Origin of the sequence: Hymenobacter frigidus (assembly GCF_014640435.1) — a bacterium.
Classification (GTDB): domain Bacteria; phylum Bacteroidota; class Bacteroidia; order Cytophagales; family Hymenobacteraceae; genus Hymenobacter; species Hymenobacter frigidus.
Genome location: NZ_BMGY01000007.1, coordinates 1 through 25,487 on the forward strand (window position 1 = coordinate 1; position 25,487 = coordinate 25,487).

Sequence of the window (25,487 nt, forward strand, 5' to 3'; positions counted from 1 at the left end):
TGACATTAAAACGACGTTTGGCGAGTTATGTACGCTGCTGGAAGAGGCGCAGATACGCCTGGAAGGGCTGTTCTTAAATGCAGATAGTGGATTTGATTCCAGCGACTTACGTCTCGACTGCTTCCAGCGCGACATCGAGGCAAACATTGCCCACAATCGCCGGTCAGGCACGAACGAAGCGGCGGCGGACCAGTATTTTGACGAGGAGCTTTACCGTCAGCGCACGGCCATTGAGCGCACCAACGCTTGGCTGGACGGATTCAAAACCCTACTGGTACGCTACGAAAGCCATATTGACAGTTGGCTCGCCTTCCATTTTCTGGCTTTTGCGGTCCTTTTGCTGCGTAAAATACCCCCTGATGAGAAACCCTAAACAGGCTCAACAACAGCCGCAACGATGGGACGCAAAATATTGTGTTTCTACTGCCTATCGATACTCCGCACCCAGCGGGCCGTAACCAGCAGCTGGCCCAAGTGACGGGTGGTGTGCTCGGCCGCGTGCACCAGCAGGCCGATAAGCGTGGAGGGAACCTGCGCCCGACCCACGCCCCGTACTTCAGTCAGGCTGGCTTCAGGAGTAATTTTCAATTGATTCAGGGCTGCATCTACCCCGGTATTGAAGCGCTGCACCAGTTGCGTCACCGCCGCGGGCCCAATGGCCAGCGGCGGGTTTTCAGCCTTTAAATCAACCAGCTGCTGCTCCGATAGCGCCTCTTGGCGGGCGTAGGTGAGGAGGCGGTCGAGCACGCCGGCCAGGTGCTGCAGGTGGAAGCCGACGGACGCCACACCCGCGGGCCGCTCGTTGAGCAAGGCGGGCGGGAAGTCGTGCATGGCCGCGTTCAATTCTTCGCGGGCTTGCAGCAGGGCATGCGCCACGGGCTGCAACAGCGGCGGCACGCCGGACACGGGGCCGCGCAGCCAGACTTCGAGGGTTTCGGGTTTATTCATTGTTTGAGGTGAGATTTTTTTTGATGTGAAGATGAGCTGAATGTGGAGATGAGCTGATTATTTGATGGGCTGGTATATCTACAGACTAAGTTGAGGAGACGAGCCACCACATCAGCATGTCGACATTTTCACATTCAGCCCATCTCCACATTAAAAAATCTGCACATTAACGATTGTACTTTTGTAATTATGTCAGGTATTAACCACGCGCTACGCGCCGCCGCCGACCAGTTCGGCACTCCTTTATACGTCTATAATACGGCGACCATTACGGGCCAGTACAACAAACTTGTTAAAGCCTTTTCCAGCCACAAAACGCGGTTTTTCTACGCTTGCAAGGCGCTGAGCAACGTGGCCATTCTGCGGCACATTCACGGCCTGGGCTCGGGGCTCGACTGCGTGAGTGTCAACGAGGTGCGACTGGGCCTGCACGTGGGGTTTGCGCCTGAGAACATTCTGTTTACGCCCAACAGCGTGACGTTTGAGGAACTGGTGGAAGCCAAGGATTTGGGCGTGAATCTCAACATCGACAACATCTCGCTGCTGGAGCGGTTCGGCGCCACCTTTGGGGGCTCCTACCCAGTGTGCGTGCGCCTGAACCCGCACATTGAAGCCGGCGGCAACTACAAGATTCAAACCGGCCACATCGACTCGAAGTTTGGCATCAGCATTCACCAGCTGCGCCACCTGGAGCGCGTGGTGAAGGGCACCGGCCTGCACGTGAAGGGCCTGCACATGCACACGGGCTCCGAAATCAAGGACGTGGGCGTGTTCATGCGGGCCCTCGAAATCCTGTTCGACGCGGCCGGCCGCTTCCCCGAGCTGGATTTTCTGGACCTGGGCTCGGGCTTCAAAGTGCCCTACAAGCCCGGCGACGCCGAAACCGACGTGACCACGCTGGGCCAGCAAGTAGCCGAGGCCTTCCAGACGTTTGAGAAAGAATACGGCCGGCCGCTGGAGTGCTGGTTCGAGCCGGGCAAATACCTGGTGAGCGAATCCGGCTACCTGCTGGTGAGCGTGGCGGTGGTGAAGCAAACCACGGCCACGGTGTTTGCCGGCGTCAATTCGGGCTTCAACCACCTGATTCGGCCCATGTTCTACGACAGCTACCACCACATCAGCAACCTGACCAACCCCAAGGGAACCGGGCGGCTCTACACCGTGGTGGGCAACATTTGCGAAACCGACACCTTCGCCTGGGACCGCCTGCTGCCCGAAATCCGCGAAAACGACCTGTTGGCGTTCCACAACGCCGGAGCCTACGGCTTTGAGATGAGCAGCAGCTTCAACTCGCGCACCCGCCCAGCCGAAGTGCTGCTGGATGAAGCCGGCGAGCTGCGCCTGATTCGTAAGCGCCAGACCTTCGAGGACCTGCTGGCCGGGCAAGTAGACGTGGCGGCCGAAGCGCCTGCGCAGTCGACCTAGAAGCTGGCCGTAGTTTGAGTTAAGCTGGTAAGCTGGCTGCAGTTGCCGCTGCGCCTAAACTGCAGCCAGCGGCAGGGCCGGCCGCGTTCAGCCCTGCCAATCTACGGCATCGCTGCCCCGCTGGCCCCACCCCCCGAAGCCCAGCATATTTATAGCCCCGCACTGGGTTTGCTTGATTCACCAACCGTATGACAACCATTTTTACCCGTTCGCTGCTGGTCACTTTCACCACGTTGCTAGCCGCCGGGCTGGCCCCGGCCCAGGCGCAGGTGGTTACGCCCATTGGCACCATTCAGGGCGCGGGCGCGCTGGCTACTCCGGGCACCTACACCATTGAGGGCGTGGTGACGGCCGTGTACGCGGGCCTGAACCCGGCCGGCTTCTACGTGCAAAACGACGCGGCCACGGCCGATGCTGACCCCGCGACTTCCGACGCCCTTTACGTGGTGCAAACCAGTCCTTCGGTGGCCATCGGCGACCGGGTGCGCATCAGCGGCGCGGTGCAGGAATCGGCCAGCACGCCCTCGTTCAATCAAGCCGTGCTCACCGGGCCAACCATCACGGTGCTGGCGGCCAGCAGTCCGCTGCCGGCCTTCACCGTGCTGAACAATACCACCTTCACGGTGGCCACGGCCGAGCCTTTTGAAGGCATGCGGGTACAGTTTGCGGCCCCCGTCACGGTAACGGATGTGTCTGCGGTGAAGTCGCGGGGCGAATTGAACATCTCCCCCTTGGGCCTGGTGTACCAGCCCACCCAGCTGGTAGACCCCAACGATGACCCCGCCAGCGGCACCAGCAGCGCTGGCAGCAGCAACGTGGCCGCCGTGCTGGCCTACCAGGCTGCTAACGCCAATAGAACTCTGCGGCTCGATGATGGCCGCACCGCTCTAAATCCCCTGCCCATCCCCTACCTCGACGCTACCACGCAGACGGTGCGCGTGGGCAGCACCGTTGCCAGCCTGCGCGGCATTCTGGGCTACGGCGGCAGCCGGTGGCGCATCCAGCCCCTGCCCGGCCCCGATGCGCCGGTGGTAACCACGGCGCGCCCGCCGGTGCCCACCTTCGGCCCCATCGACGTGAAAGTGGCCAGCTTCAACGTGCTCAACTACTTCAACGGCGACGGCGCGGGCGGCGGCTTTCCCACCGCGCGGGGGGCCAACACCCCGGCCGATTTTCAGCGCCAGCGCAGCAAAATTCTCACGGCTCTGGTGCAGATGAACGCCGATGCGGTGGGCCTGATTGAGATTGAGAACGACGGCACCGGGGCCAGCTCCGCCCTGCAGGACATCGTGAACGGGCTGAACCAGGCCCTGGGAGCCGGCACCTACACCTTCGTGAACGACGGCGGCCCCAGCAGCCAGCCGTTCAATACTGACCTTATCCACTGCGCCATTATCTACAAGCCAGCCGCGCTCCGGCCTTTTGGCCCGGCCTTGCTGCCCACGGTGACCGGGGTGTTTGAGCGCCCGCCGCTGGCGCAGCTTTTCATCACCAACCGCGCGGCCCCGACCGACACTTTCGCGCTCGTCGTCAATCACTTCAAGTCCAAAGCCAGCGGCAGCGGAGCCAATGCCGACCAGGGCGACGGCCAGGGAGCTTCCAACCTGCGGCGCAAAACCCAGACCGCAGCGCTGGCCCAGTTCATCAGCGGCACGGTGCAGCCGGCCGGCACGCGCTACGTGGTGAGCGTGGGCGACTACAACGCCAACTTTGAGGAAGACCCGATGGATATTCTGCGCGCCGCCGGATTGGTGGTAAGTGGCACGCCCACCAGTACGTCCTACGTGTTCAACGGCCAGAGCGGCTCCCTCGACCACGCCGTGCTCACGCCCAACCTATTGGGCCACGCCGCCGTGGAAAAGTGGCACATCAACGCGGCCGAGCCCGAGTTTTTGGAGTACAGTAATGCCGGGGCCGCCACCGACATCAACAGCCCGTTTCGCTCCTCGGACCACGACCCCATTCTCATCGGCCTAAACTTTAGGAGCGTAGTGACGGCTGCCGTTTCGGCCGCCGCCACAGTACGGTTCCAGGTGTTTCCTAACCCCGCGCCGGGCGCGCTCAACTTCCACCTCGCCAGCCCCGATGCCCGGCCCCTAACGCTGGAGATTCTTTCGGCGCTGGGCCAGCCGGTACTGGTGCTGCACGGCGGCGCTGAAGTATTGCAGGCCGAATTGAGCCGCCGCACGGCGGCGCTGCTGCCCGGCACCTACCTCGTGCGCCTGAGCGGGGCTGATTTCAGCCAGGTGCAGCGGGTGGTGAAGCAGTAGGCAATTCGGGGAGAACCTCACCCCCAGCCCCTCTCCAAAAGAGAGGGGAGCCACGGCAATATGGCAGCATTTAAAGCTGCTAACCATATAATCGTCAATCGAATAAATCAGATTTATTTCATCTGTCTTCGTCAGGCTCCCCTCTCTTTTGGAGAGGGGCCGGGGGTGAGGTTCTCCGGCCGGGAACAGTATGTTATTTCGAAAAGAACACCCATGAAGCCCCGCCGCAAGCCCGTCAGCACTCCGCGCAAACCCGCTCATTTTCCCGATGAAAACGTGGCCGAGCGCTGGGATGCCCGGCACCTCATTGGGCACACCGAATTCGATGAATTCCGGTTTGTGGGCTGCGATTTCAGCGCGGCTGATTTTAGCCAAATTCGCTTCAGCGACTGCCTGTTTGAGCGCTGCAATTTATCGTCGGTAACCCTGGCGGGCACCGCCCTGCAGAACGTGGCGTTTGAGGACTGCAAGCTGCTGGGGCTGCAGTTCACGGCCTGCCGCGACATGCTGTTTGGCGTGCATTTCGACCAGTGCCAACTGCGCTACGCCTCCTTTGCGGGCCGCGTGATGCCGCACACCCGTTTCGTGAGCTGCCAGCTCGACGAAGCCGATTTTGCCGATGCCGACCTCTCGGGCGCGGTGTTTCAGGACTGCACATTGGCGGGCGCGGTGTTTCAGAAAACCTGCCTCGTGGCCGCCGATTTCACCACTGCCACCGGCTTTATTATTGACCCCGAATCGAACCCGATGGCCGGGGCCCGGTTCACCCTCGACGGCCTGCTGGGCGCGGTGGCCAAGTATGGGCTGATAGTGGAATGAGATGCACCGGGCTTTCCGGGCTGCCTAAATCCGGATTAGCTCCCGGCGAGTAGCTTGCGGCGGCATATCCGTATTTTTCCGCACGGGGCCGCGCCAGTCCCAGGAAACGGGCATTTTTCACTTTGCTACAACTACCTGATGGCCAATCGCCGCGCCTCCATCACTGACCTGGCCAAGACGCTGGGCCTCTCGCCGTCCACCATTTCCCGCGCCCTCAGCAACCACGACGACGTGAGCGAGGCCACCAAGGTGCGCGTGCGCCAGCTGGCCGACGAGCTGCACTACCAGCCCAACCAGCTGGCCGCCGCCCTGCGCCGGGGCCGCAGCAACACGCTGGGCGTGCTGGTACCGCACATCACGGGGCACTTTTTCCCGCAGGTGGTGCACGGCATTGCCACCGAGGCGGCCAAGCAGGGCTTCAACGTGATGATTTGCCAGTCGAATGAGGACACCCGCCAGGAGCAGAAAAACATCGACCTGCTGATGAACTCGCAGGTAGAGGGCATTCTGGTGTCGCTGGCCAACAGCACGCACGATTTCAGCCACTTCGAGGCCGTGCGTCAGCAGAATATCCCGCTGGTGTTTTTCGACCGCGAGGTGGAGGATTTTCAGGGCAGCAACGTGAGCTCCGTGCTCTTCGACGATTACCACGGCGCTTACCAGGCCGTGACGCACCTCATTGAGCAGGGCTGCACCCGCATCGCGCATTTCCGGGGTCCGCTGCACCTTAACATCCACAAAAACCGCCTCCAGGGCTACCGCGATGCCCTCACCGCTCACGGCCTGCCCGTGGATGACGACCTCATCGTGCTCTGTGAAATGACCCCGAAAGGCGGCAGCCAGGCCATGCGCCAGCTCCTGAAACTGGCGCGGCGCCCCGATGCCGTGTTTTCGGCCAACGACCTGGCCGCCGTGGGGGCCATGCAGCTGGCCAAGGCCCACCGCCTGCGCGTGCCGAAGGATATTGCCTTCATCGGCTTCAGCAACGAGCTGTTCACCACCCTCACCGAGCCCATGCTGAGTAGCGTGGACCAGCGCTGCGAGCAAATGGGCAAAACCGCCGTGCAGCTGCTGCAGAAGATGCTGAAAAGCGGCCCCAACCGCGTAGGCCCGCCCAAGCCCATCGTGCTCAAGCCCAAGCTGCTGGTCCGGGAGTCGTCGCAGCGCAAGTAGGTTAGTGCAGGAAGGCAGAAACCGGAACGTCATGCTGAGCGCAGTCGAATCATCTCGCGTGGGGTAGTAATCCAATCGTTCAACGATGCGAGCGAGATGCTTCGGCTGCGCTCAGCATGACGTTCTATTTCAACAGGACGTTCTTAGGAATCAACGCGACGGTTCTACCTAACCCATTACCGACCCACCACCGTAGGAAGTCATTCGCCCGGCTCGCCTGTTAGCCAAGGGAGATTCCTGTTGCTTCGCGATGACTGAACCTGTTGCCACTCCGGCCCCGCGGGCCCCGCTGCTTACCCCGTTCACCTACCACATTTTCCGCGCCATCTGGATTGCGGGCCTGGTGTCGAACGTGGGCACTTGGATGCAGAACGTGGCCGGCGTGTGGCTCGTCACCACGCTCACTACCTCTGCCCTGCTGGTGGCCCTGATGCAGGCCGCTACCAGCCTGCCGGCCTTTCTGCTGAGCATGCCCGCCGGAGCGTTGGCCGACTTGGTGGACCGCCGCCGGCTGCTGCTGTTCACGCAGGGATTCATGGCGGTGGTAGCTACCGGACTGGGCGCACTGGCATTCTCGGGCGGCATTTCGGCGCTGGGGGTGTTGGGCTTCACGTTTTTGCTGGGCATGGGCGCGGCTCTGAACTCTCCCATCTGGCAGACGGTGACGACCGAGCTGGTGGCGCGCTCGGCGCTGCCGCAGGCCATCACCCTCAACGGCGTGAGCAACAACATTGCGCGGGCCATTGGGCCGGCCATTGGCGGGGCCATCATTGCCTACTACTCGGCGGGCTGGGTGTTTTTGCTCAATGGGGTGTCATTTCTGGGCACCTGGGCGGTGGTGTATTTCTGGAAGCGCGAAGCCCTGGTGACCGATGGCCCGGCCGAAAACTTCATGGGCGCGCTGCGGGCGGGCATTCGCTACGTGCAGTACTCGCCGGCCATTTACGGGGTGCTGGTGCGCACGTTCGCGTTTGCGTTTGGCACGGCGGCCATGTGGGGGCTGGTGTCGGTGGTCATCGCCCGCAAGCTGCACCTGAGCTCGGGGCACTACGGCGTGATGCTGTCGTGGCTGGGCGCGGGGGCCGTGACGGGCGCCGTGCTGATGGGCCGGGCGGGCGGGCGGCTGAATTTCAACCAGCGCGTGCTGCTGGGCGTGCTGGCCTTCGCGGGCACCAACCTGGCACTGGCCCTCGTCAGCCAGATTTATGTGCTTTACGCCGTGATGTTCCTCTCCGGCATTGCCTGGCTCATGGTGATGACCAGCTTCAGCACCACCGTGCAGCTGAGCGTGCCGCGCTGGGTGCAGGCCCGGGTTATCAGTATTTACATGCTGGTGTTTCAGGCGGGCATGTCGGTGGGCAGCCTGGTTTGGGGCGAGCTGGCCGACCGCACCACGCTCACCATTTCGCTGCTGGCCGCCGCTGGCTGGATGCTGGCCAGTGCCCTGCTGGCCTTCCCTTTCCCCATGCGCCCGGCCGAGGGCCTCGACCTGGCCCCCGCCGAGCACTGGCCCGACCCCGCCACCGATGGTACCATCGACCCCGACGATGGCCCCGTGATTGTGATGATAGCGTACCACGTAGCGCCCGCCGACTGGCCCGCCTTCGGCATAGCGGCCGGGCAGCTGCGCCGCCTGCGCCTGCGCGACGGGGCCCTGCGCGCCGGCGTGTTTTCCGACGTAGCCAACCCCACGCTCATCACCGAGTTTTTCTACGTGGCCACCTGGGGCGAGCACCAGCGCCAGCACCACCGCTTCACCCGCGAAGACCAAGCGGTGGAAGCCCAGGTGCGCCGGTTTCACCTGGGACCGGCCGCCCCGCGCGTCACGCACCTGCTAGCCTTCCCCAACACCCCGAACGTGGAAATGGCCACGCCCCTGCAAACCCTGGAAAGCCAGCGCTGAAATAGCGCGGACGCTGCGAGTCGGCGCTTAATCGGGACTGCACCAACCCACGCACGGACTCGCAACGTCCACGCTACATTCGGCCCGCCTTATTCGTACAAATCCTGGGGGTCGGCGGCGGCCAGCTCCACCAGGAATTGCGCGATGTTGGTGGTCACAGCTTCGAGGAAAGCCGCGCCTTTTTCGGCGGTAGCGGCGGCCGGGTTGCCCACGCCGGTATCGGCCGATACCTGGCTCCACTCGCGCTGGGCCCAGGCCCACCCCTGGCGCAGGGCCGCGATGCGAAACTGCTTAGTCGCGCCGTTGCCGGCTTCGGCCAGGGGGCTCACCAGGTGGAGTGCAATGTGCTGCATTACGCTGGTTTCCAGCTCGTCGGCGTGGTCGCCGGGGGCAGAAAAATATTGGTTGCGGTCGGCGGCCTTAAACCAGTTGAGGGTGCTGAGAAATACTGTGGGAAACTCGGCCTGTAGCTCCCGCAGTATCTGGCGGAAGTCGTTGCCGCCGTGCCCGTTCAAAATCACCAGCTTGGGAATGCCCTGACGGGCCAGCACCTGCACCATATCCCGCACAATGGCCAGTTGCGTGCTGGGGTTCAGATTCATGTCGAGGGTAATGTCGAGCTGACCGGTATTCACTCCGAATGGAATGCAGGGTAGGACCACCACTTTCGCGCCTACTGCCCAGGCCTTGCGCGCCGCCTCGGCCGCCACGTAGTCGCTCTGGATATTATCGGTGGCATAGGGCAGGTGGTAGTTGTGGGCCTCGGTAGCGCCCCAGGGCAGCACCACTACTTCGTAGTTGGCTTCCCGAACGGTTTTCCAGGTGGTTTCGGCGAGAATATAGGGGCGTGGGACCATGGAGAAAGAGGAAAGCGGGAAGGAAATGCGCCCGATATGGGTCAGCTACCGCTGAGCGGGCCGCTCCAGCAGTACGCCGGGCTCCCCTTTGTACGTGGTACGGGCGTATTCGCGGAAACCAAACTTCTCCGCAATGCGCAGCGACGGCTGGTTATCGGGGTGGATGAGGCACACCGTGCGCGCCCCGCCGAAGTGCGCATCGCCCCAGGCCTGGGCCGCGGCTACGGCCTCGGTGGCGTAGCCCTGGCCGTGCGCGGCGGCGGCCAGCACCCAGCCCATTTCGGGCGCGTCGCCCAGCGGGGGCTCAATGGTGCGCTTGCCGTCGAGGTAGCCCACGGCCCCGATAAACTGCCCGGTGGCCTTCACCTCAAGGGCCCAGAAGCCAAACCCCATCACCACCCAGTGCCCGGCACTGCGCAGCAGGGTGCGCCACACTTCCTCGGTGGGCAGCGGCTCGGGGCTGAGGTAGCGGTAGTAGTTGGGGTCCTGCCACATGGCAATCCAAGGGTCAAAATCATCGGCGCGGTAGCCGCGCAGGAGCAGGCGGCTGGTTTCCAGCACCGGCACCGTGGGCGTGGGGGAAGGGAGAACAAACATGGCGGCAACTTACCACCGCTTAGCCAAACTGACCCAAAATTCCACAAAAAAGCCCCCGCGCCAGGTGGCACGGGGGCTGGGTTTGAGCACGGCCCCGGGCGCAACTATTGCTTGCTACCAGGAGCCGCTGTTATTATCGGTGTCGCCCCCGTCGAACCCGCCCCCGCCGGTGTCATTGGAAGACGTATCGTCGTAGGACGAGTTATTGTCGTCGGACGAAAAATAGTCAGAAGACGTGTCGGGAGCCGTGTTTTCGTCGGAGAAATAGTCGGGGTCGGTCGTTTCGGCGCCGCCAGTACCACCGTCGCGGGAGTTGAAGTAGTCGCCCGCCGCGGCAGTGCCCGCGGCACCGGCACCGGCACCGGCACCGGCACCGGCTGCGGCACCGGCTGCGGCACCGGCTGCGGCACCCGTGCCGGCATCGGCTCCCGCGCCAAGCCCAGCATTGCTACCGTCATTGGCCAGGTTGCTACCCGAGGTTTCGTGGCCCGAAGCCATGCGGTTGCCCAGGTACGCACCGGCCGCCGCCGCCGCGCCCGTGGCCAGCATGCCGCCCATGCCCATGCCCATGCCGCCACCGCCCATCATACCGCCTTGGTTGGGGGCATTGTTGTAGCCGCCGCCGTAGTTGCCCTGCCCCTGACCGGGGCCGCTGTTGCCGGCGGGGCCGTTGGCCCGGTTGGGCAGAAAATCGGGCGCGGGGCGCGAGGCCGCCTGCGTAGCGGCCCCGCCGCTGCGGTTGCGGAACATCCGCACCACAAACCACAGGATTCCACCGATTACCAGCGCCCCAATCAGCAGCGTGCCGATGCCGGGCCCCGACGAAACCGGCTCGGGTGCGGACCGAGCCATAATTGGGTCATTGGACGGCGCTTGAGCCGGCACCTCGTTCGATAGGTTGGAAGCGGTGGGCTCGGTGGCTGCCGCGCTGCCGGTGGCGCTTGCTGCCGCCGCACCGGTGGCTGTGGTGGCCGCTGGCAGGCTTTTGGCCGAGCTGGGGTTGGCCGTAGCCATCAGTGTGTTCAGGCCGGTGCGCAGCCCAACAAAATAATTACCCTGCTTAAAGCCCGGAGTCATTTCGCCGATAATGCGGCTCGTGACGGCGGGCGTAATCACATCGCGCAGCCCGCTGCCCGCCTGAATGGTCACTTTGCGCTCCTGCGCTCCTACCAGCACCACAATGCCGTTGTTTTTGTCGCGCTGCCCCACGCCCCAGGCCGTGCCGAGGGCGCGGCCATAATCGGCCACGTCGCGCCCGCCCAGGCTGGGCACGGTCACCACCACTACCTGCGTGCCGGTATTGTCGGCGTAGCGGCGTAGGCCGCTTTCCAGCTTCTTGGCATCGGCCGGGGCCATTAGCTGGGCCTGGTCATTAATGAAACGAAAAGGCGTGGGGCGGGCAGGCAGGCCATCGGCTCCGGCCTGGGCCGCCACTGGTTCCCCAAGCCCAGCGGCAAGGAAAAAGAAGGAGACGAAAAAAAGAAGACGAGTCATGGCGCACCGAGTGAGATGAAAGGAAAAAGAGGGTTGCGAGCCTAATACGGTTTTGGGGCTGGCTTGGCTATGCCACCCTAGCGCACTAGCAACAGTGGCTACCCGGCCTGCCAGCCTGGGCAGGATTAGCCAACCGCTGTCACTGCGGGCACTACGGCGCGCTCGAAACGCAGGCGGCTACCAGCGGCCGACCCTACCGTCTGAAAGCCGTTGCGCAGCAGCACTTGCTGCGCGGCCGGGTTATCAGCATCGGGATGGGCTGTGAGCTGGCGCACCATGCCGGTGGCCTCGGCCTGTTGCACCAGCCCGGCTACCAGCTCGGTGGCCAGTCCTTGTCCACGCCAATCGGCCGCGATGGAGTAGTTGATTTCGGCCGTGCCCGCGGCATCGGGCGGGCCCATGAAGCCACCCGCACCCACCAAGGTGCGCGGAGCGGTATCGTCGGCTTTGCGCAGCGCGTACCAGCCGTGCCAGCCGGCGGCGGTGCGCCCCCCGGCCGTGAGCTGCTCCAGAATGTATTCCATGGCCGCACGGTCGTACTCGCCGGGGGGCCAGTCGGTGGGCAGGGCCGCGCCCAGCAGTATGGGGAAATACTGGGGTTTGTGCAGTTCGGCGGTGAGCAGGGCGCGGCTGGCGGCCAGCAGCAGCAGGCGGGGCGTGTGGGTTATTAGCGGAATCATAGCGTGCGTATACGGTTTGGCGGGTTGAGTGGTGCGAAATAAGCAGCCCAAGGCTAGTCAGCGGCGGTAGCTGCCACGCCAACCAATTAATCCCCCGCCGGTCCGGGACAGCTCTCTACCTTTATTTATCTGATAGCCTGGCTGGCAATATCAACCCTGATTATTTCAGACGTTTTTCGCGGCCGCTGTATTTCCGTACTTCTTCCCTTTTCGAACCCCGACCCCAATTTTCTACAGCTGCTTAGCCTGAGTACCCTGAGCTTCCTGCCGCAGCCGGGGCCAACGGCACCAGTAGCTCCTACTCGGCCCGGCACGTTCGCAAAGCCCTTTCCTCCCTGGCTCTTTTGCTGTACTGCACAAGGGCGCAATCGAAAGCCAGTGCCAGCGGCCAGGTACACCCTTTGAGGCAGGGAGGGCTATTTGTGCCCATTGCAGCGGACAAATAACCTCCCTGCCTTGACTATACTGGCCTTAATGCAACCCCGCCACGCCGTAGTACCACCCGGTGCGCGGCTCACCCTGCGCGGCTATGCCCGTGGCGAGTGATATATTTAGTGCGTTGCTCACCTAATTATTCCTCGTAATGTGCTGTAAGCTCGTCCTTCTCGCTGGTTTTGTGCTGAGTGCTGGCGGAATCAGTGCCACCCCTATCGGCACCATTCAAGGCAGTGGCGCGGCGGCCAGGCCGGGCACCTACACCATCGAGGCGGTGGTGACGGGCGTGTACGCGAACCTGAGCCCGGCCGGCTTTTACGTGCAGGACGAAGCCGCTACCGCCGACGGCGACCCCGCCACCGCCGACGCCCTGTTTGTGGTCGTACCCAACCCCACGGTCAGCATCGGCGACCGGGTGCGCATTACCGGCGTGGTGCGTGAAGACGCCGCGGCTCCCTCATTCAACCAGGCCGTACTCACGGTGCCGGCCATCACGGTGGTATCGTCGGGCAGTGAGCTGCCGGCCTTCGTCACCATCAGCAACGCCGCGTTTTCGGCCGCCACGGCCGAGCGTTACGAAGGCATGCGGGTGCAGTTTTCAGCTCCCGTGACCGTGACCGATAACTTCAGCCTGAAGCAGCGCGGCGAGCTCGTGCTCTCGGCCCAGGGCCTCACCTACCAGCCCACGCAGTTCATCGACCCCAACGACGAGCCTGCCACCGGCACCAGCAGCACCGGCACCCGCAACCTGGCTGCCGTGCAAGCCTACCAAACGGCCAACGACAATAAGTCCCTGGTGCTCGATGATGGCAGCTCGGCCGCCAACCCGAAGCCTACCCCCTACCTCGACCCGGCCAGCGGCACCGTGCGCGTGGGCAGCACCCTGAGCGGCCTGCGCGGCATCATGGGCTACGGCTACGGCAAGTGGCGCATTCAGCCGCTGCCCGGTGCGGGCGCGCCCGTGATAAAGACAGAGCGGCCCAAAGCCCCGCCCGCTTTCGGGCCGCTCGACCTGAAGCTGGCCAGCTTCAACGTGCTCAACTACTTCAACGGCGACGGCGACGGCGAGGGCGGCGGCTTCCCCACGGCACGCGGGGCCAAAACGCCCGAAGACTTTGCCCGCCAGCGCCGCAAAATCATCCTCGCCCTCAGTCAGATGAACGCCGACGTGGTGGGCCTCACCGAGATTGAGAACGACGGCAACGGCTCCGCTTCGGCCATTCAGGACCTGGTGAATGGCCTGAACGAGGCGATGGGCGCCGGCACCTACATCTTCGTGAACGATGGCGATGCTAACCAGCAGCCCAACAACACCGACCTGATTCACTGCGCCATTATCTACAAGCCCAAGGCGGTGGCCCCGCTGGGCCCGCCCCTGGTGGCCACCGTGCAAGGCGTGTTTGAGCGCCCGCCGCTGGCGCAGGTTTTCGTCACCCAGCGCAAGGAACGCCCCGACACGCTGGGCTTCATCGTCAACCACTTCAAGAGCAAGGGCAGCGGCAGTGGGACCAATGCCGACCAGAACGACGGCCAGGGCGGCTCGAACGACCGCCGTCGCGCCCAGGCCCGGGCGCTGGTGCAGTTCATCAACCAGACCGTGATACCGGCCGGCGCGGCGCGGGTGGTGAGCGCCGGCGACTACAACGCCAACTACGAGGAAGACCCGATGGACATCATGCGCGCGGCCGGGCTGGTGCCCGCCACGCCGCCCACCAGCGCTTCTTATGTATTCAAGGGCCTCACCGGCTCGCTCGACCACGCGGTAATCACCAACAACCTGGTGGGCTTCGTGGATGTGCAGAAATGGCACATCAACTCGGCCGAGCCCAACGCGCTGGAGTACGACGTGGCCGGCGATGCCACCGACATCACCACGCCCTTCCGCTCTTCCGACCACGACCCGGTGCTCATCGGCGTGAACTTCGCGGGCATCCGCAACTCGCTTTACCGGCCGAAGAACCGCCTGTTCGTGTACCCGGGGCCGGCCGCCGGGCCCGAGGCGTTTAGCCTGGCCGGCGTGCCCGCCCGCGCCGGCGCGCTCACCCTCAATTTTTCGTTGCCCCAAGGGCCGCGGATGCTCTCGCTGCACGGCACCCCGGCCCTGCTCGAAGGCCAGCTCAACAACTACACGGCCCACCTTGCCCCCGGCATCTACGTGCTTACCGTGCGCGGCGCGGGCTTCAGCCAAACCCAACGCGTGATGAAAGAGTAGCCTCACGTTCTGGCCGCGCCGGAGGGCGGCCGCTAATCGAACAGGTAGCGGTGCCGACGGACAAGCGCGGGCGGGGCGGGCGCACCCAGCAGCTCCAGCAGCGTAACCTCAATGTTGTGGCTCATGGTGTTCAGGGCCAAATCATTGGGCTCCAAACCAAAAGGCTCCTCAATTTCGTGCAGAATGGCATCGAGCGCCATGAAAGTGTAGCCCACGACGGCCATAATGACCGGCGTCATCCAGCCGATGCTGTCGACCAGGCCAAAGGGCAGTAGGAAGCAGTAGACATACACCGTGCGGTGCAGCAGCACGCTGTAGGTGTAGGGAATGGGCGTGCCGGCCAGGCGCTCACAACTGCCCACGATGTTGGACAGGTGGTTAAAGTTATGGTCGAACGCCAGCTGGGTCGTGGTATTCAAGTGGGCGGCTTCTTTGCCCTGCTGCACCCAGCGGCTCATTTCCAGCAGTAGCCGGATGGGCTTGAAGGTAGCCGCCTGCACCGCCCCGGCCAGCGGTACGGGCAGCAGCCGGGCCAGGTCGGCGGCGGCATCGGTGTGCCGGAGCTGGTGCTTGAGGGCGTAGGTGAAGGCCACCAGCAACCGAACAAAGTGCGCGATTTCGGGCGCGCCGTCGGGGTGGCCGCTCAGCGTGATGGCCTGCCGGGCCAGGGAGCGGACGGTGTTCAGCAACGCGCCCCACTGCTTGCGGCCTTCCCAGAAACGGTCGTAGCTGGCATTGTTATAAAACCCCAGAAAGATGGCCAGCGTGACGCCAAACAGCGTAAACGGAGCTGCGTTCAGCGACACTTTGTAGTGGTAGAGGTTGCCATGAGCATACACCACGGCCGCCGAAAAGCTTACCAACACCAACAGCCGGGGCAAAATTTGGGGCAGCACCGAGCCGCGCCACACAAAGAGCAGCCGCAGCCAATTTTCCTTATCGCGAATAATCATGCTGGGGGTACGGCAGGCACGGCCTCAGGGCTGCCCGACACCAACAGCAATCCCAGCGCATCCGGGGCAGCTGGGACGCTTCCGCTTCTTGTTAGCGGTGCGCAACTAGCAGCGTACGCGCCCGTTTCAAATAAAAATGATGCGCAAACAGCTTCGGGAATTGCGGCAGAAATAGTCGGAATAACTCCGATTAATTCGGAGGTGCTGATGTTGCCCGTGGATGCCCGCAGCAGCTTGTGCGGCTGGCTGTGTAGCAGAAAGTTGTTTACGAAATTGGCATCCTTAGTGATGACGACCCGCTGTTCAGCCATCGATAGGCGGGTGATGCGACCGTCCTGCGTGCGGTTGGCAGCGGGCAGGTTGAGGGTGTGCCGGCAGTCGTAGCCACCTGCTCGACCAATTTGGTTAAGCCGCCTGCCGACCGCCTGTGCGGATGGCGCCGTGACTGCGGCGGGCGTGGCTAGTATTGCGGTTGCCGGCCGCCTCCCCTTGCTTCCGAAAGCAACGGGCACCGGCGTAACCACTAGCTACCGTCGCTGCGTAACAGATAGTATCCGCCGCGTGGGCGGCACCGTCCCATTTTATTTCTTATGGCTTCTTCCACTACTTCGCCGCTACGCCGGCCCCAAGTCATTCTGTTCGACGTCAACGAAACGTTGTTGGACATGGGGCCCCTAAAGCTGGCCGTCAACGCAGCTTTTAGCAACAAGGCCGCGTTCAACCAATGGTTTGGCCTGCTACTGCAGCATTCCCTCGTGGCCACGGTCACGGACAGCTACTTCGCCTTCGCTACCATTGCCGACGCGGCCCTCGACATGACGGCCCATATGCTGCAAGAGAGGCCCCTCACCCACGCCGAAAAGCAGGCCCTCACCGCCCGGTTCGTCCAACTGCCGCCTCATTCCGATGTGCCGGAGGGCCTGCGCCAACTGCGCGCTGCCGGCTACCGCCTCGCGGCGTTCACCAACTCCACCGCCGCCGTGCTCGCCGAGCAGCTGCGCTACGCCGGTCTGACCGAATATTTTGACCACCAGCTGAGCGTCGACGCCGTGCGCCGCTACAAGCCCCACCCCGACACCTACCGCTACGCCATCGAAGAGGCCGGCGTGGCCCCCGCCGAGGCCCTGCTCGTGGCCGCCCACGGCTGGGATGTGGCTGGGGCCCTGGCCGCGGGTCTCGGCGCCGCGTTCCTCGCCCGCCCCGGCCAGACGCTGTACCCGCTGGCCCCGCTACCCACTTACCAAGCTCCCACCCTTACCGCACTAGCCGAGCAATTGGTGTGACGGCTGGTGCCCCGGGCCTCGCGCGGCACGAGTAGGGCCCGGGGCACCAAGGTTTTGCTGCTCATCCCGATACCAAACCAGCCGCGCCCGGGGTGGTAGCGGCAACAGAAACGCCTAGTATCTTAGTCCCATGGAATCCCAGCTCTCGCGCATCACCACCAACCCGCGCCAGTGTGGCGGCCGACCCTGCATTCGCGGCATGCGCATCCGCGTGGCCGACGTGCTTCAGCTCTTCGCCGCTGGCCTCACCGCCGAGCAGATTCTGGCCGAGATGCCCGACCTCGAAGCCGCCGACCTGCAAGCCGCCCTGCAATACGCCGCCCGCCAGCTTGACTACCCGCGCCTCGCCGCATGACCCTCTGGATTGATGCGCACCTCTCGCCGCTCATCGCCGCGTGGCTGACTTGGACCTTTGCCGACGTGCAAGCCGTGCCCCTGCGCGACCTGGGCCTGCGCGATGCCGAAGACGAAGAAATCTTCCAGGCCGCCAAAGCCACCGGGGTCGTGGTCCTCACCAAAGACGCCGATTTCCGCCACCTGCTCAACCAGTTCGGCCCACCACCCCAGGTACTCTGGCTCACCTGCGGCAACACCTCCAACGAACGGCTGCAAGAGGTGCTGCGCGCCACCCTTCCCGCCGCCTTAGAGCTACTGGCCGCTGGCGAGCCACTAATTGAAATCGGCAACGTTCTGCCCTAAACAGATACCCCCAACACCAAACACCAAAACCAGCCGCGCCCGGGGCGGCAGCGGCTGGCGAAGCTTGGAGTTTCTAATTACCGGTGCGTCACCAGCAGCGTGCGCGACAATTCCAGATAAGTATGATGCGCGAACAGCTTCGTGAGCTGCGGCAGAAACTGCCGGAATAGCTCCAGCAAATCGGTGGTGCTGATGTTGCCCGTCGAAACAAGCAGCAGCTTGTACGGCTGGCCGTGGAGCAGGAAGCTGTTCACAAAATCAGCGTCTTTGGTGATTACGACCCGCTTTTCTGCCATCGAAAGTTGGGTGATGCTGCCATCCTGCGTCTGGTTAGCCGCGGGCAAGTCGAGCGTATGCAGGCAGTCGCAGGCAGTATGAAAGGCCAGAAAATGCGCCAACCGCCTTGGCAACTGCGCATCAACCAGAAACCGCAACGGCTCGGCGGTGCTCACGAAGCCAGCCGATAGATGGACCGCACTTGCAGCATATCGGCCGCGTAGGCTTGGCAGGCGCGTAAGTCCTCGACCTCCAAATCTGGGTAGTCGGCCAGGATTTCGGCCTCGCTCATGCCGGAGGCTAGGTATTCGAGCACGTTCTGTACCGGGTATCGCAGGCCGCGCACCGTGGGCTGCCCGTGGCAGATGTTCGGGTCGATGGTAATGCGCGGGTGAGCCGCTGAAGCAACAGTTTCCATGTGGCTAAGATACGAAAGCGCCGCCCGGCCCTATAGCCCCAGAAACAAACCAGCCGCTCCCGGGACGGCAGCGGCTGGCGAAGCGTAGGTCACGAAGCAGCTAAGCCGCTTGCTGAACCGTTTGAGCAGTTGGCGCGGTCACCTCGGCGGCGGGCAAGGTTAACACGGCTTGCGTGGAGCCGTCGGAGCGCACAAATTCTACTTCGTAGGCTTCTCCCTGCCGATACACCAGCACAACGGTACCAATGGCTCCGGTAGGCAAGCCACATTCGGGATGCGCTTGCTGCAACTGCACGATGTCTAATTCAACGAAGGGTTTCATCAGCGGTCGAGTAAGTGGGCGGTGATTAACAAAACGAACGTGCCGGGCGATTGTTCCACCCACACGGTACGCAGTGGATATGCCCGACCATTAGGCGCCAACAACGGGCCATCCACCACAAATTTAACGCCATAGGGCGATTCTTTTTCTTCCGTTATGGTGCGGGTATGGCCGTGCTCAATCAAATCGACAATCAATTGCTCGTAGTGCTCACGCGAGTACCCGATGCCCAGAAAGAACCGGGCCTTGGCCCCGCCAATCGGGTGGTCGGGATTGAGCAGGTAATCCTGCACCTTGTTAGCCGCCACAAACAGCGGCTTGTCGTGAAGCGTCATCCGGCAAAACTACTGTGCAAGCAAGTTGACTCTACGACCCCAACACCAACCCAGCCGCTCTCGGGGCGGCCGCGGCTGGTGAAGCACCTGCTACTGTCGGCAATATAAAACTCTCCACTGCCACAACATAGAGTATCCAACCTAACAAGCGCCATTTATTAGACTTGTTCCTGAATAAGAAATGGTCAAAGATTTTAGCCGATTATGGTGCCTGAATGGTCTTTTTGGTTTGGCCAAGCGTGTATCCTTGGATTCTTTGAGCAGCCCCCGTTTCTGGCGCCAAATACGACTTGGAAAACCACCGATTTCTTATTAAGGAACAAGTCTATTCTCTAACCGAGGCGGGCACCGGCATAGAGTTTTCATTTAATGGGATTTAGCTTGCACATTCGTTTACATTCCTATCGGCATCACCCGTTCCGCATGAATAAATTTTTACGTGTCTTAGCCTTGGTAACAACAGTAAACTTTGCGTTGATAGCCTCTTCGTGTGACGATAAAAAAAGTGACCCTGTGGTCCAGCCCCAGGTTCAAAGGGCCACCCTAAGCGGGCAAATCTCCCCCATCAGCTCCATTACGACCGTAACGGCTACCGATGCCAGTGGCATCGCCGTCACGGCCACACCTAGCAGCACCGGAGCCTATTCCTTCCCTGGTCTTGCCTTAGGTGTTTACAACCTCACCTTTACACCAGCCACCGGCTATGCCATCCCGGCTTCGCGGTATGCGACGCTAACGGCTACTGGCACCACAGCCGGCGTAACTACGGCTACCCTTCTACCCGCCTCAGCATCTTTCAAAGTCGATGGCACACCCGTTACCGCTACGCATATTTATCCTCACCTGTATGCGTATATTACCTTTACGGTAAGCCCAGGTGCGCTGTCGGGCCCAACTGTATTCATAAACATCCCGGCTATAATACCTACTGTCGGCACGTATCCACTGACATATCCCAACATTGGGTGTAAAGCCTGGTTTGAGGGAGCTGACAATAAAACGTATAGCTCTAATAACCTCTACGCCACCGGCCCTTTAAGCGGTACGCTAACTATTACGGCTGTTAACATCCCCGCAAACTGCTTCTCTGGTACGTTCAACTTTGTGGGCTATGGTTCTAACACTGGGTCCTTAGGCTACTCTGTAAACATCACCAACGGCGTTTTTACCAACGTACCGTTTTAGTTGTCCTTCTAAAACGACCCATGACCAAATTAAAAGGGCCGCTCTAGCTAGAGCGGCCCTTTTAATTTGCTTTATCGCGGCTTTCTGTCCCCTTACGACCCGCAAGCCTCGCAGTCCTCCGGGTTATCCAGCGAGCAGCTCATGTCGCTTTGGTTCTGCTCGACCAGCGCCATCGGCTCCAGGGTTTCGGCGGCTTGCTTTTCCACCGTGAACTTGATGGCGTCGGCGGCGGCTTTGGTGCGCAGGTAGTACATGCCGGTTTTCAGGCCGCGCTTCCAGGAGTGGAAGTGCATGCTGGTGAGCTTGCCGAAGTTCACGTTTTGCACGTGCAGGTTCAGGCTTTGGCTCTGGCAGATGTAGGCCCCGCGGTCGGCGGCCTGGTCGATGATGCGGCGTTGCGAAATCTCCCACACCGTCTTGTACAGGTCCTTGATGTGCTGCGGGATGCGGGCAATGCCCTGCACCGAACCGTTGGCCGCGATGATTTCCTGCTTCATGCCGTCGTTCCAGAGGCCCAGGGCCACCAGGTCCTTCAGCAGGTGCTTGTTCACCACCATAAACTCGCCGCTGAGCACGCGGCGCACGTAAATGTTGCTCGTGTAGGGCTCAAACGACTCGTTGTTGCCCAGAATCTGGGCGGTGCTGGCCGTGGGCATGGGCGCCACCAGCAGCGAGTTGCGGGCTCCGTACTTCACCACTTCGGCGCGCAGGCTCTCCCAATCCCAGCGGCCCGAGTCGGGCACCACGTTCCAGAGGTCGAACTGGAACTTGCCCTGGCTCAGGGGCGAGCCGGGGAAGGTTTCGTAGTAACCGTCCTTGATGGCGAGGTCCTTCGAGGCCGTCATGGCCGCGAAGTAGATGGTTTCGAAGATGTCCTTGTTCAGGCCCGAGGCTTCGTCGCTCTCAAAGGGCATACGCAGGGCGATGAACGTATCGGCCAGGCCCTGCACGCCCAGCCCGATGGGGCGGTGGCGGAAGTTCGACTTCTGCGTTTCGGGCACCGGGTAGTAGTTCACGTCAATCACCTTATTCAGGTTCAGCGTGGCCTGGTAGGTCACTTCGTACAGCTTGTCGTGGTCGAAGGAAACGTTGCCCTTGGCGTCCGTCACGAGGTAGCGGGGCAACGCCAGCGAGGCCAGGTTGCACACCGCGATTTCGTCCTTGTCGGTGTACTCAATAATCTCGGTGCAGAGGTTGCTCGACTTAATCGTACCCAGGTTTTGCTGGTTCGACTTGCCGTTGGCCGCGTCCTTAAACAGCATGTAGGGCGTGCCCGTCTCGGTCTGGCTTTCCAGAATGGCAAACCACAGCTCCTGCGCCTTGATGGTGCGGCGGCCCCGGCCCTCCTTCTCGTAAAAGTGGTAGAGCTTCTCGAACTCGGGGCCCCAGGTGGTATCGAGGCCGGGGCACTCGTGGGGGCACATCAGGGTCCAGTCGCCGTTTTCCTCCACGCGCTTCATGAACAAATCGGGCGTCCACATGGCGTAAAACAGGTCGCGGGCGCGCATTTCCTCCTTGCCGTGGTTCTTTTTCAAGTCCAGGAATTCGAAAATGTCGGCGTGCCAGGGCTCCAGGTAAATAGCGAACGCACCCTTGCGCTTGCCACCGCCTTGGTCCACGTAGCGGGCCGTGTCGTTGAACACCTTCAGCATGGGCACCAGGCCGTTGGAGTTGCCGTTGGTGCCTTTGATGTAGGAGCCCGTGGCCCGCACGTTGCTAACCGACAGGCCAATACCACCGGCCGACTGCGAAATCAAGGCGCAGTTTTTCAGCGTGTCGTAAATGCCGTCAATCGAGTCGTCCTTCATCGTGAGGAGGAAGCACGACGACATCTGCGGCTTCGGCGTGCCCGCGTTGAACAGCGTGGGCGTGGCGTGGGTGAACCAGCGCTCCGACATCAAGTTATAGGTCTTGATGGCCGAATCGATGTCCTCCTTGTGGATGCCCACCGACACGCGCATCAGCATGTGCTGGGGCCGCTCCACCACCTTGCCTTCGAGGCGCAGCAGGTAGCTCCGCTCCAGGGTTTTGAAGCCGAAGAAGTCGTAGTTGTAGTCCCGGTCGTAGATGATGGCCGAGTCCAGGGTAGCCGCGTGCTTGTGGATAATTTCCCACACGTCCTTGGCCAGCAGCGAGGCGTTCTCACCGTTCTTGGGGTCTTCGTAGGTGTACAGCCGCTTCATCGTGCTGCTGAACGACTTGGACGTCACCTTGTGCAGGTTGCTCACCGCGATGCGGGCCGCCAGAATGGCGTAGTCCGGGTGCTTGGTGGTGAGCGAGGCGGCCGTTTCGGCGGCGAGGTTGTCCAGCTCCACGGTCGTCACGCCGTCGTAAATGCCGTCAATCACCTTCATGGCCACGGCAATCGGCGACACGAAATCCATGTGCAGGCCGTAGCAGAGCTTCTCAATCCGGGCCGTCACTTTGTCGAACTTGACGGATTCGCGGCGGCCGTCGCGTTTAATTACTAGCATACCAGTAGTGTTTTGGTGTGGGTTTTTCAGTATAGAAAGTTGCCGGGCGCGGGCAGGCGCGGCGACAACTAGTTAGTGCAGTTGTGAAAGAGTAGCGGCGGCTACCGAAGATTGGAGCAGGCTTGGGGGCAATGAATCATGGAAATTACCGCTTGAGTTCGGGGGGGGCAAGCAAAAATTTCAGAATTTTTCCACAAAGCCGCAGAACGTGCCGTCGGGCCCTTTTATCAAAAAAATGTCGGGCAAAAAACCGGTGGCAACGGCGCCAAGCGCCACTCGCCGGTTCAGTCCGAATCGCCACCAGCCGGTGCGGGGCTACCGTAATTGGTTCGGCGCAAAAAGCCCGCCGCTGCCAAAGCAGGGCGGGCTCGTTCGTTGTCAACGGCTTGGCTTAGAAATCCTCGTCCAGCGAGAAGGCGTTTTCCGTCCGCTCGCTCATCACACCGGCTTTCTGGTACTCGGCCACGCGCTTCTCGAAGAAGTTGGTTTTGCCCTGCACCGAAATCATTTCCATGAAGTCGAAGGGGTTGGCCGTGTTGTAGATTTTGGCGCAGCCCAGGGCCACCAGCAGGCGGTCAGCCACAAACTCGATGTAGTGGGCCATGTTCTTGGCGTTCATGCCAATGAGGCTCACCGGTAGGGCGTCGGTCACAAACTCCTGCTCGATGCGCACGGCATCGGCGACGATGCCTTGCACGTGGGCTTCGGGCAGCTTGTTTTGCAGGTAGCCGTAGAGCAAGCAGGCGAAATCGCAGTGCAGGCCTTCATCGCGCGAAATCAGCTCGTTGGAGAAGGTCAGGCCGGGCATGAGGCCGCGCTTCTTCAACCAGAAAATGGAGCAGAACGAACCGGAGAAGAAAATGCCCTCCACGGCGGCGAAGGCGATGAGGCGCTCGGCGAAATTATCGGAGTTAATCCACTTCAGGGCCCACTCCCCTTTTTTCTGCACGGCGGGCACAGTTTCGAGGGCATTGAAGAGGTAATCCTTCTCCTTAGGGTCTTTGATGTAGGTATCAATCAGCAGCGAATAGGTCTCGCTGTGGATGTTTTCCATCATAATCTGGAAGCCGTAGAAGCAACGGGCCTCGGGCATCTGCACTTCCTGCATGAAGTTGACGGCCAGGTTTTCGTTCACGATGCCATCAGAGGCCGCGAAGAAAGCCAGTACGTGCTTAATGAAGTGGCGCTCGTTGTCGTTCAGGTTGTTCCAGTCTTTTTGGTCCTGTGAAAGGTCGATTTCTTCGGCCGTCCAGAACGAGGCCTGCGACTTCTTGTAGAACTGCCATACCTCATCATTCTGGATGGGGAAAAGCACGAAGCGGTTGGGGTTTTCGGCGAGGAGCGGTTCCATAAATGTAGCAGGTGTTGGTGGCGGTTTTCGGCGAGAAAGATGCCAGCCTAACCCCTGTGCGGGAGCAGATGTTTGGCTGAGACCTCAGAAATGCGGCCTCCCTTTCAACACCAAATATAGCCCAGCCGAGGGGTCAGATTACCACTCCATTTAGCTTTTTTATGTCCTAATTTTTCGTTACGGCCATCTTTTTTTGCCCAAAAAATGCCGCTTTGCCAAATAGTTTCCCAACTCGGCAGTATCGTAAAGATGGCTCAATATCAGGCGCTTCGGCCCCACTTATCCACATTTGGACTGTGGATAAGTGCACTTGTCCCCAAATCACCTACTTTTTAGGTCGGTTCGCGCCATTTTTTAACGTTGCCGTAATCTGCGCTTCATCCACCAGGAGCCTCTTTCCGTCCTTTGCATGCTGGCCAGCCAATGATGATTAACAACTTAGGTTTGGATATGCCAGAGCGAAGTTGTACTTTTGCCTTCCCATTTCAGAAAAACCCGAGAAAGCTGATGTACGCAATTGTTAACATAGCTGGCCAGCAGACCAAGGTTGAGGCCAACAAATTCGTTTACGCTCACAAACTGGCCGGCAACGTTGGCGACGTCGTAACGCTGGGCAACGCCCTACTGACCGATGACAACGGCACGCTGACCATTGGTGCCCCCGAATTGAACATCGCCGTAACCGGCACCATCCTTGCTCATGTGAAGGGTGACAAGGTATTGGTGTTCAAAAAGAAGCGCCGCAAGGGCTACCAGAAAATGAACGGCCACCGTCAGTCGTTCACCAAAGTAATGATTAACAGCATCGGTTAGTCTGAGCTTCTGCTCGCTACCTGATTCAATCTTAAACCAGCCGCTACGGGCTTTTTGCCGGTAGCCTAAGCTCAAATACCATGGCTCACAAGAAAGGTGTCGGCTCGTCCAACAACGGCCGCGAATCTCATTCCAAACGTCTCGGCGTGAAAATCTTTGGGGGCCAGGCCCTCATTGCTGGCAACATCATCGTGCGTCAACGCGGCACCAAGCACCACGCTGGCGACAACGTGGGCATGGGCAAAGACCACACGCTGTTTGCGTTGGTCGACGGCGAAGTGCAGTTCCGCAAGGGCCGCAAAGACCGTTCGTTCGTGACGGTTGTTCCCCGCGAAGTAGTTTCGATGCCGGCTTAATTGCCCCTCGATTAGCTGTAGAATATAAAAAAGGCTGCCCCGCAAGAGGCAGCCTTTTTCGCGTTGAGGTATTGGTAACTGATGTTAGGCAGCGTGTTGCTGGCGCGCGTGTGCGCCGCGCTGCCCACTGACTTCAAGCCTCTGACTCGGGAGCGAAAGACTTGCGGCAGGGCTCACCAACGGCTCCGACACCCGCGCTGGCATCGAGC

At 61.4% G+C, this 25,487-nt stretch carries 26 protein-coding genes; 13 read left to right on the forward strand and 13 right to left on the reverse strand.

Going from position 1 to position 25,487, the window contains the following annotated elements; genetic code table 11:
- Nucleotides 1-373: transposase (locus IEW17_RS05180; protein ID WP_188560970.1), on the forward strand; the 373-nt coding region annotated here is incomplete at its 5' end.
- A gap of 47 nt (nt 374-420) precedes the next feature.
- On the opposite strand, the gene IEW17_RS05185 is transcribed toward IEW17_RS05180, so the two are convergent.
- Nucleotides 421-948 (reverse strand): DinB family protein, encoded by a 528-nt coding sequence (locus IEW17_RS05185; protein WP_188560971.1) that lies wholly within the window; start codon nt 946-948, stop codon nt 421-423.
- A 189-nt stretch (nt 949-1,137) separates the two neighbouring features.
- On the opposite strand from IEW17_RS05185, the gene lysA reads away from it, so the two are divergent.
- The 5 genes from lysA to IEW17_RS05210 all read left to right on the forward strand — a co-directional run bounded on the left by lysA (nt 1,138) and on the right by IEW17_RS05210 (nt 8,538).
- Nucleotides 1,138-2,373 carry a diaminopimelate decarboxylase gene (gene lysA, locus IEW17_RS05190; protein WP_188560972.1) on the forward strand — a complete coding sequence of 412 codons (1,236 nt, stop codon included), beginning with the start codon at nt 1,138-1,140 and terminating at the stop codon, nt 2,371-2,373.
- Nucleotides 2,374-2,561: 188 nt separating this feature from the next.
- Nucleotides 2,562-4,643, forward strand: coding sequence for an ExeM/NucH family extracellular endonuclease (locus IEW17_RS05195; protein WP_188560973.1), 2,082 nt, complete (start codon nt 2,562-2,564; stop codon nt 4,641-4,643).
- A 213-nt stretch (nt 4,644-4,856) separates the two neighbouring features.
- Nucleotides 4,857-5,462: a pentapeptide repeat-containing protein gene (locus IEW17_RS05200; protein ID WP_188560974.1), complete on the forward strand. Its 606-nt coding sequence runs from the start codon at nt 4,857-4,859 to the stop codon at nt 5,460-5,462.
- Nucleotides 5,463-5,600: 138 nt separating this feature from the next.
- Nucleotides 5,601-6,635, forward strand: a complete 1,035-nt coding sequence (locus IEW17_RS05205; RefSeq protein ID WP_188560975.1) for a LacI family DNA-binding transcriptional regulator — start codon at nt 5,601-5,603, stop codon at nt 6,633-6,635.
- A 250-nt stretch (nt 6,636-6,885) separates the two neighbouring features.
- Nucleotides 6,886-8,538 carry an MFS transporter gene (locus tag IEW17_RS05210; RefSeq protein ID WP_188560976.1) on the forward strand — a complete coding sequence of 551 codons (1,653 nt, stop codon included), beginning with the start codon at nt 6,886-6,888 and terminating at the stop codon, nt 8,536-8,538.
- 89 nt (nt 8,539-8,627) lie between these two features.
- Here the strand turns inward: IEW17_RS05210 and IEW17_RS05215 are convergent, their stop codons facing one another.
- The 4 genes from IEW17_RS05215 to IEW17_RS05230 form a co-directional block, all read right to left on the reverse strand.
- The gene (locus tag IEW17_RS05215) at nt 8,628-9,395 is read right to left on the reverse strand and encodes a creatininase family protein (protein WP_188560977.1); all 768 of its coding nucleotides are present in this window, start codon (nt 9,393-9,395) and stop codon (nt 8,628-8,630) included.
- A 45-nt stretch (nt 9,396-9,440) separates the two neighbouring features.
- Nucleotides 9,441-9,992, reverse strand: a complete 552-nt coding sequence (locus IEW17_RS05220; RefSeq protein WP_188560978.1) for a GNAT family N-acetyltransferase — start codon at nt 9,990-9,992, stop codon at nt 9,441-9,443.
- A 114-nt stretch (nt 9,993-10,106) separates the two neighbouring features.
- Nucleotides 10,107-11,486, reverse strand: a complete 1,380-nt coding sequence (locus IEW17_RS05225) for a TPM domain-containing protein (protein ID WP_188560979.1) — start codon at nt 11,484-11,486, stop codon at nt 10,107-10,109.
- A gap of 125 nt (nt 11,487-11,611) precedes the next feature.
- On the reverse strand, nt 11,612-12,166 hold the full coding sequence (locus IEW17_RS05230) for a GNAT family N-acetyltransferase (protein WP_188560980.1): 555 nt from the start codon (nt 12,164-12,166) through the stop codon (nt 11,612-11,614).
- Between the two features lie 583 nt (nt 12,167-12,749).
- Here IEW17_RS05230 and IEW17_RS05235 point away from each other — a divergent pair.
- Nucleotides 12,750-14,813, forward strand: a complete 2,064-nt coding sequence (locus IEW17_RS05235) for an ExeM/NucH family extracellular endonuclease (RefSeq protein WP_188560981.1) — start codon at nt 12,750-12,752, stop codon at nt 14,811-14,813.
- A gap of 32 nt (nt 14,814-14,845) precedes the next feature.
- Here the strand turns inward: IEW17_RS05235 and IEW17_RS05240 are convergent, their stop codons facing one another.
- Together IEW17_RS05240 and IEW17_RS21430 are read right to left on the reverse strand one after the other, a co-directional pair.
- Nucleotides 14,846-15,766 carry a bestrophin family protein gene (locus IEW17_RS05240; protein ID WP_188560982.1) on the reverse strand — a complete coding sequence of 307 codons (921 nt, stop codon included), beginning with the start codon at nt 15,764-15,766 and terminating at the stop codon, nt 14,846-14,848.
- On the reverse strand, nt 15,763-16,290 hold the full coding sequence (locus IEW17_RS21430; protein WP_373286155.1) for a DUF5615 family PIN-like protein: 528 nt from the start codon (nt 16,288-16,290) through the stop codon (nt 15,763-15,765). Before IEW17_RS21430 ends, IEW17_RS05240 begins: the two co-directional genes overlap by 4 nt.
- Nucleotides 16,291-16,356: 66 nt before the next feature.
- Here IEW17_RS21430 and IEW17_RS05250 point away from each other — a divergent pair, with 66 nt between their 5' ends.
- The 3 genes from IEW17_RS05250 to IEW17_RS05260 all read left to right on the forward strand — a co-directional run bounded on the left by IEW17_RS05250 (nt 16,357) and on the right by IEW17_RS05260 (nt 17,748).
- Nucleotides 16,357-17,049, forward strand: a complete 693-nt coding sequence (locus IEW17_RS05250) for a haloacid dehalogenase type II (RefSeq protein WP_188560984.1) — start codon at nt 16,357-16,359, stop codon at nt 17,047-17,049.
- Between the two features lie 130 nt (nt 17,050-17,179).
- Nucleotides 17,180-17,404 (forward strand): DUF433 domain-containing protein, encoded by a 225-nt coding sequence (locus tag IEW17_RS05255; RefSeq protein WP_188560985.1) that lies wholly within the window; start codon nt 17,180-17,182, stop codon nt 17,402-17,404.
- Nucleotides 17,401-17,748, forward strand: coding sequence for a DUF5615 family PIN-like protein (locus IEW17_RS05260; RefSeq protein WP_188560986.1), 348 nt, complete (start codon nt 17,401-17,403; stop codon nt 17,746-17,748). Before IEW17_RS05255 ends, IEW17_RS05260 begins: the two co-directional genes overlap by 4 nt.
- Nucleotides 17,749-17,825: 77 nt before the next feature.
- Here the strand turns inward: IEW17_RS05260 and IEW17_RS05265 are convergent, their stop codons facing one another.
- The 4 genes from IEW17_RS05265 to IEW17_RS05280 form a co-directional block, all read right to left on the reverse strand.
- Nucleotides 17,826-18,200: a DUF5615 family PIN-like protein gene (locus tag IEW17_RS05265; protein ID WP_229748823.1), complete on the reverse strand. Its 375-nt coding sequence runs from the start codon at nt 18,198-18,200 to the stop codon at nt 17,826-17,828.
- Nucleotides 18,197-18,442 (reverse strand): DUF433 domain-containing protein, encoded by a 246-nt coding sequence (locus IEW17_RS05270; protein ID WP_188560987.1) that lies wholly within the window; start codon nt 18,440-18,442, stop codon nt 18,197-18,199. Before IEW17_RS05270 ends, IEW17_RS05265 begins: the two co-directional genes overlap by 4 nt.
- Nucleotides 18,443-18,542: 100 nt before the next feature.
- A complete protein-coding gene (locus IEW17_RS05275; RefSeq protein WP_188560988.1) occupies nt 18,543-18,764 on the reverse strand; it encodes a DUF4926 domain-containing protein in 222 nt (73 codons plus the stop codon).
- Nucleotides 18,764-19,099 (reverse strand): DUF6883 domain-containing protein, encoded by a 336-nt coding sequence (locus tag IEW17_RS05280; RefSeq protein WP_188560989.1) that lies wholly within the window; start codon nt 19,097-19,099, stop codon nt 18,764-18,766. Before IEW17_RS05280 ends, IEW17_RS05275 begins: the two co-directional genes overlap by 1 nt.
- 423 nt (nt 19,100-19,522) lie before the next feature.
- Between IEW17_RS05280 and IEW17_RS20825 the strand changes: the two genes are divergently transcribed.
- Nucleotides 19,523-20,284, forward strand: a complete 762-nt coding sequence (locus IEW17_RS20825; protein WP_229748824.1) for a DUF6252 domain-containing protein — start codon at nt 19,523-19,525, stop codon at nt 20,282-20,284.
- Nucleotides 20,285-20,376: 92 nt separating this feature from the next.
- Here the strand turns inward: IEW17_RS20825 and IEW17_RS05285 are convergent, their stop codons facing one another.
- Nucleotides 20,377-22,758 carry a ribonucleoside-diphosphate reductase subunit alpha gene (locus tag IEW17_RS05285; protein WP_188560990.1) on the reverse strand — a complete coding sequence of 794 codons (2,382 nt, stop codon included), beginning with the start codon at nt 22,756-22,758 and terminating at the stop codon, nt 20,377-20,379.
- 391 nt (nt 22,759-23,149) lie between these two features.
- Nucleotides 23,150-24,109, reverse strand: coding sequence for a ribonucleoside-diphosphate reductase small subunit (locus IEW17_RS05290; protein WP_188560991.1), 960 nt, complete (start codon nt 24,107-24,109; stop codon nt 23,150-23,152).
- A gap of 507 nt (nt 24,110-24,616) precedes the next feature.
- Between IEW17_RS05290 and rplU the strand changes: the two genes are divergently transcribed.
- Both rplU and rpmA read left to right on the forward strand, forming a co-directional pair.
- Nucleotides 24,617-24,922 carry a 50S ribosomal protein L21 gene (gene rplU, locus IEW17_RS05295; RefSeq protein WP_035560717.1) on the forward strand — a complete coding sequence of 102 codons (306 nt, stop codon included), beginning with the start codon at nt 24,617-24,619 and terminating at the stop codon, nt 24,920-24,922.
- An 80-nt stretch (nt 24,923-25,002) separates the two neighbouring features.
- Complete coding sequence (gene rpmA / locus IEW17_RS05300; protein ID WP_188560992.1) at nt 25,003-25,278, forward strand: 50S ribosomal protein L27; 276 nt, start codon at nt 25,003-25,005, stop codon at nt 25,276-25,278.
- The last annotated feature ends 209 nt before the right edge of the window (nt 25,279-25,487 follow it).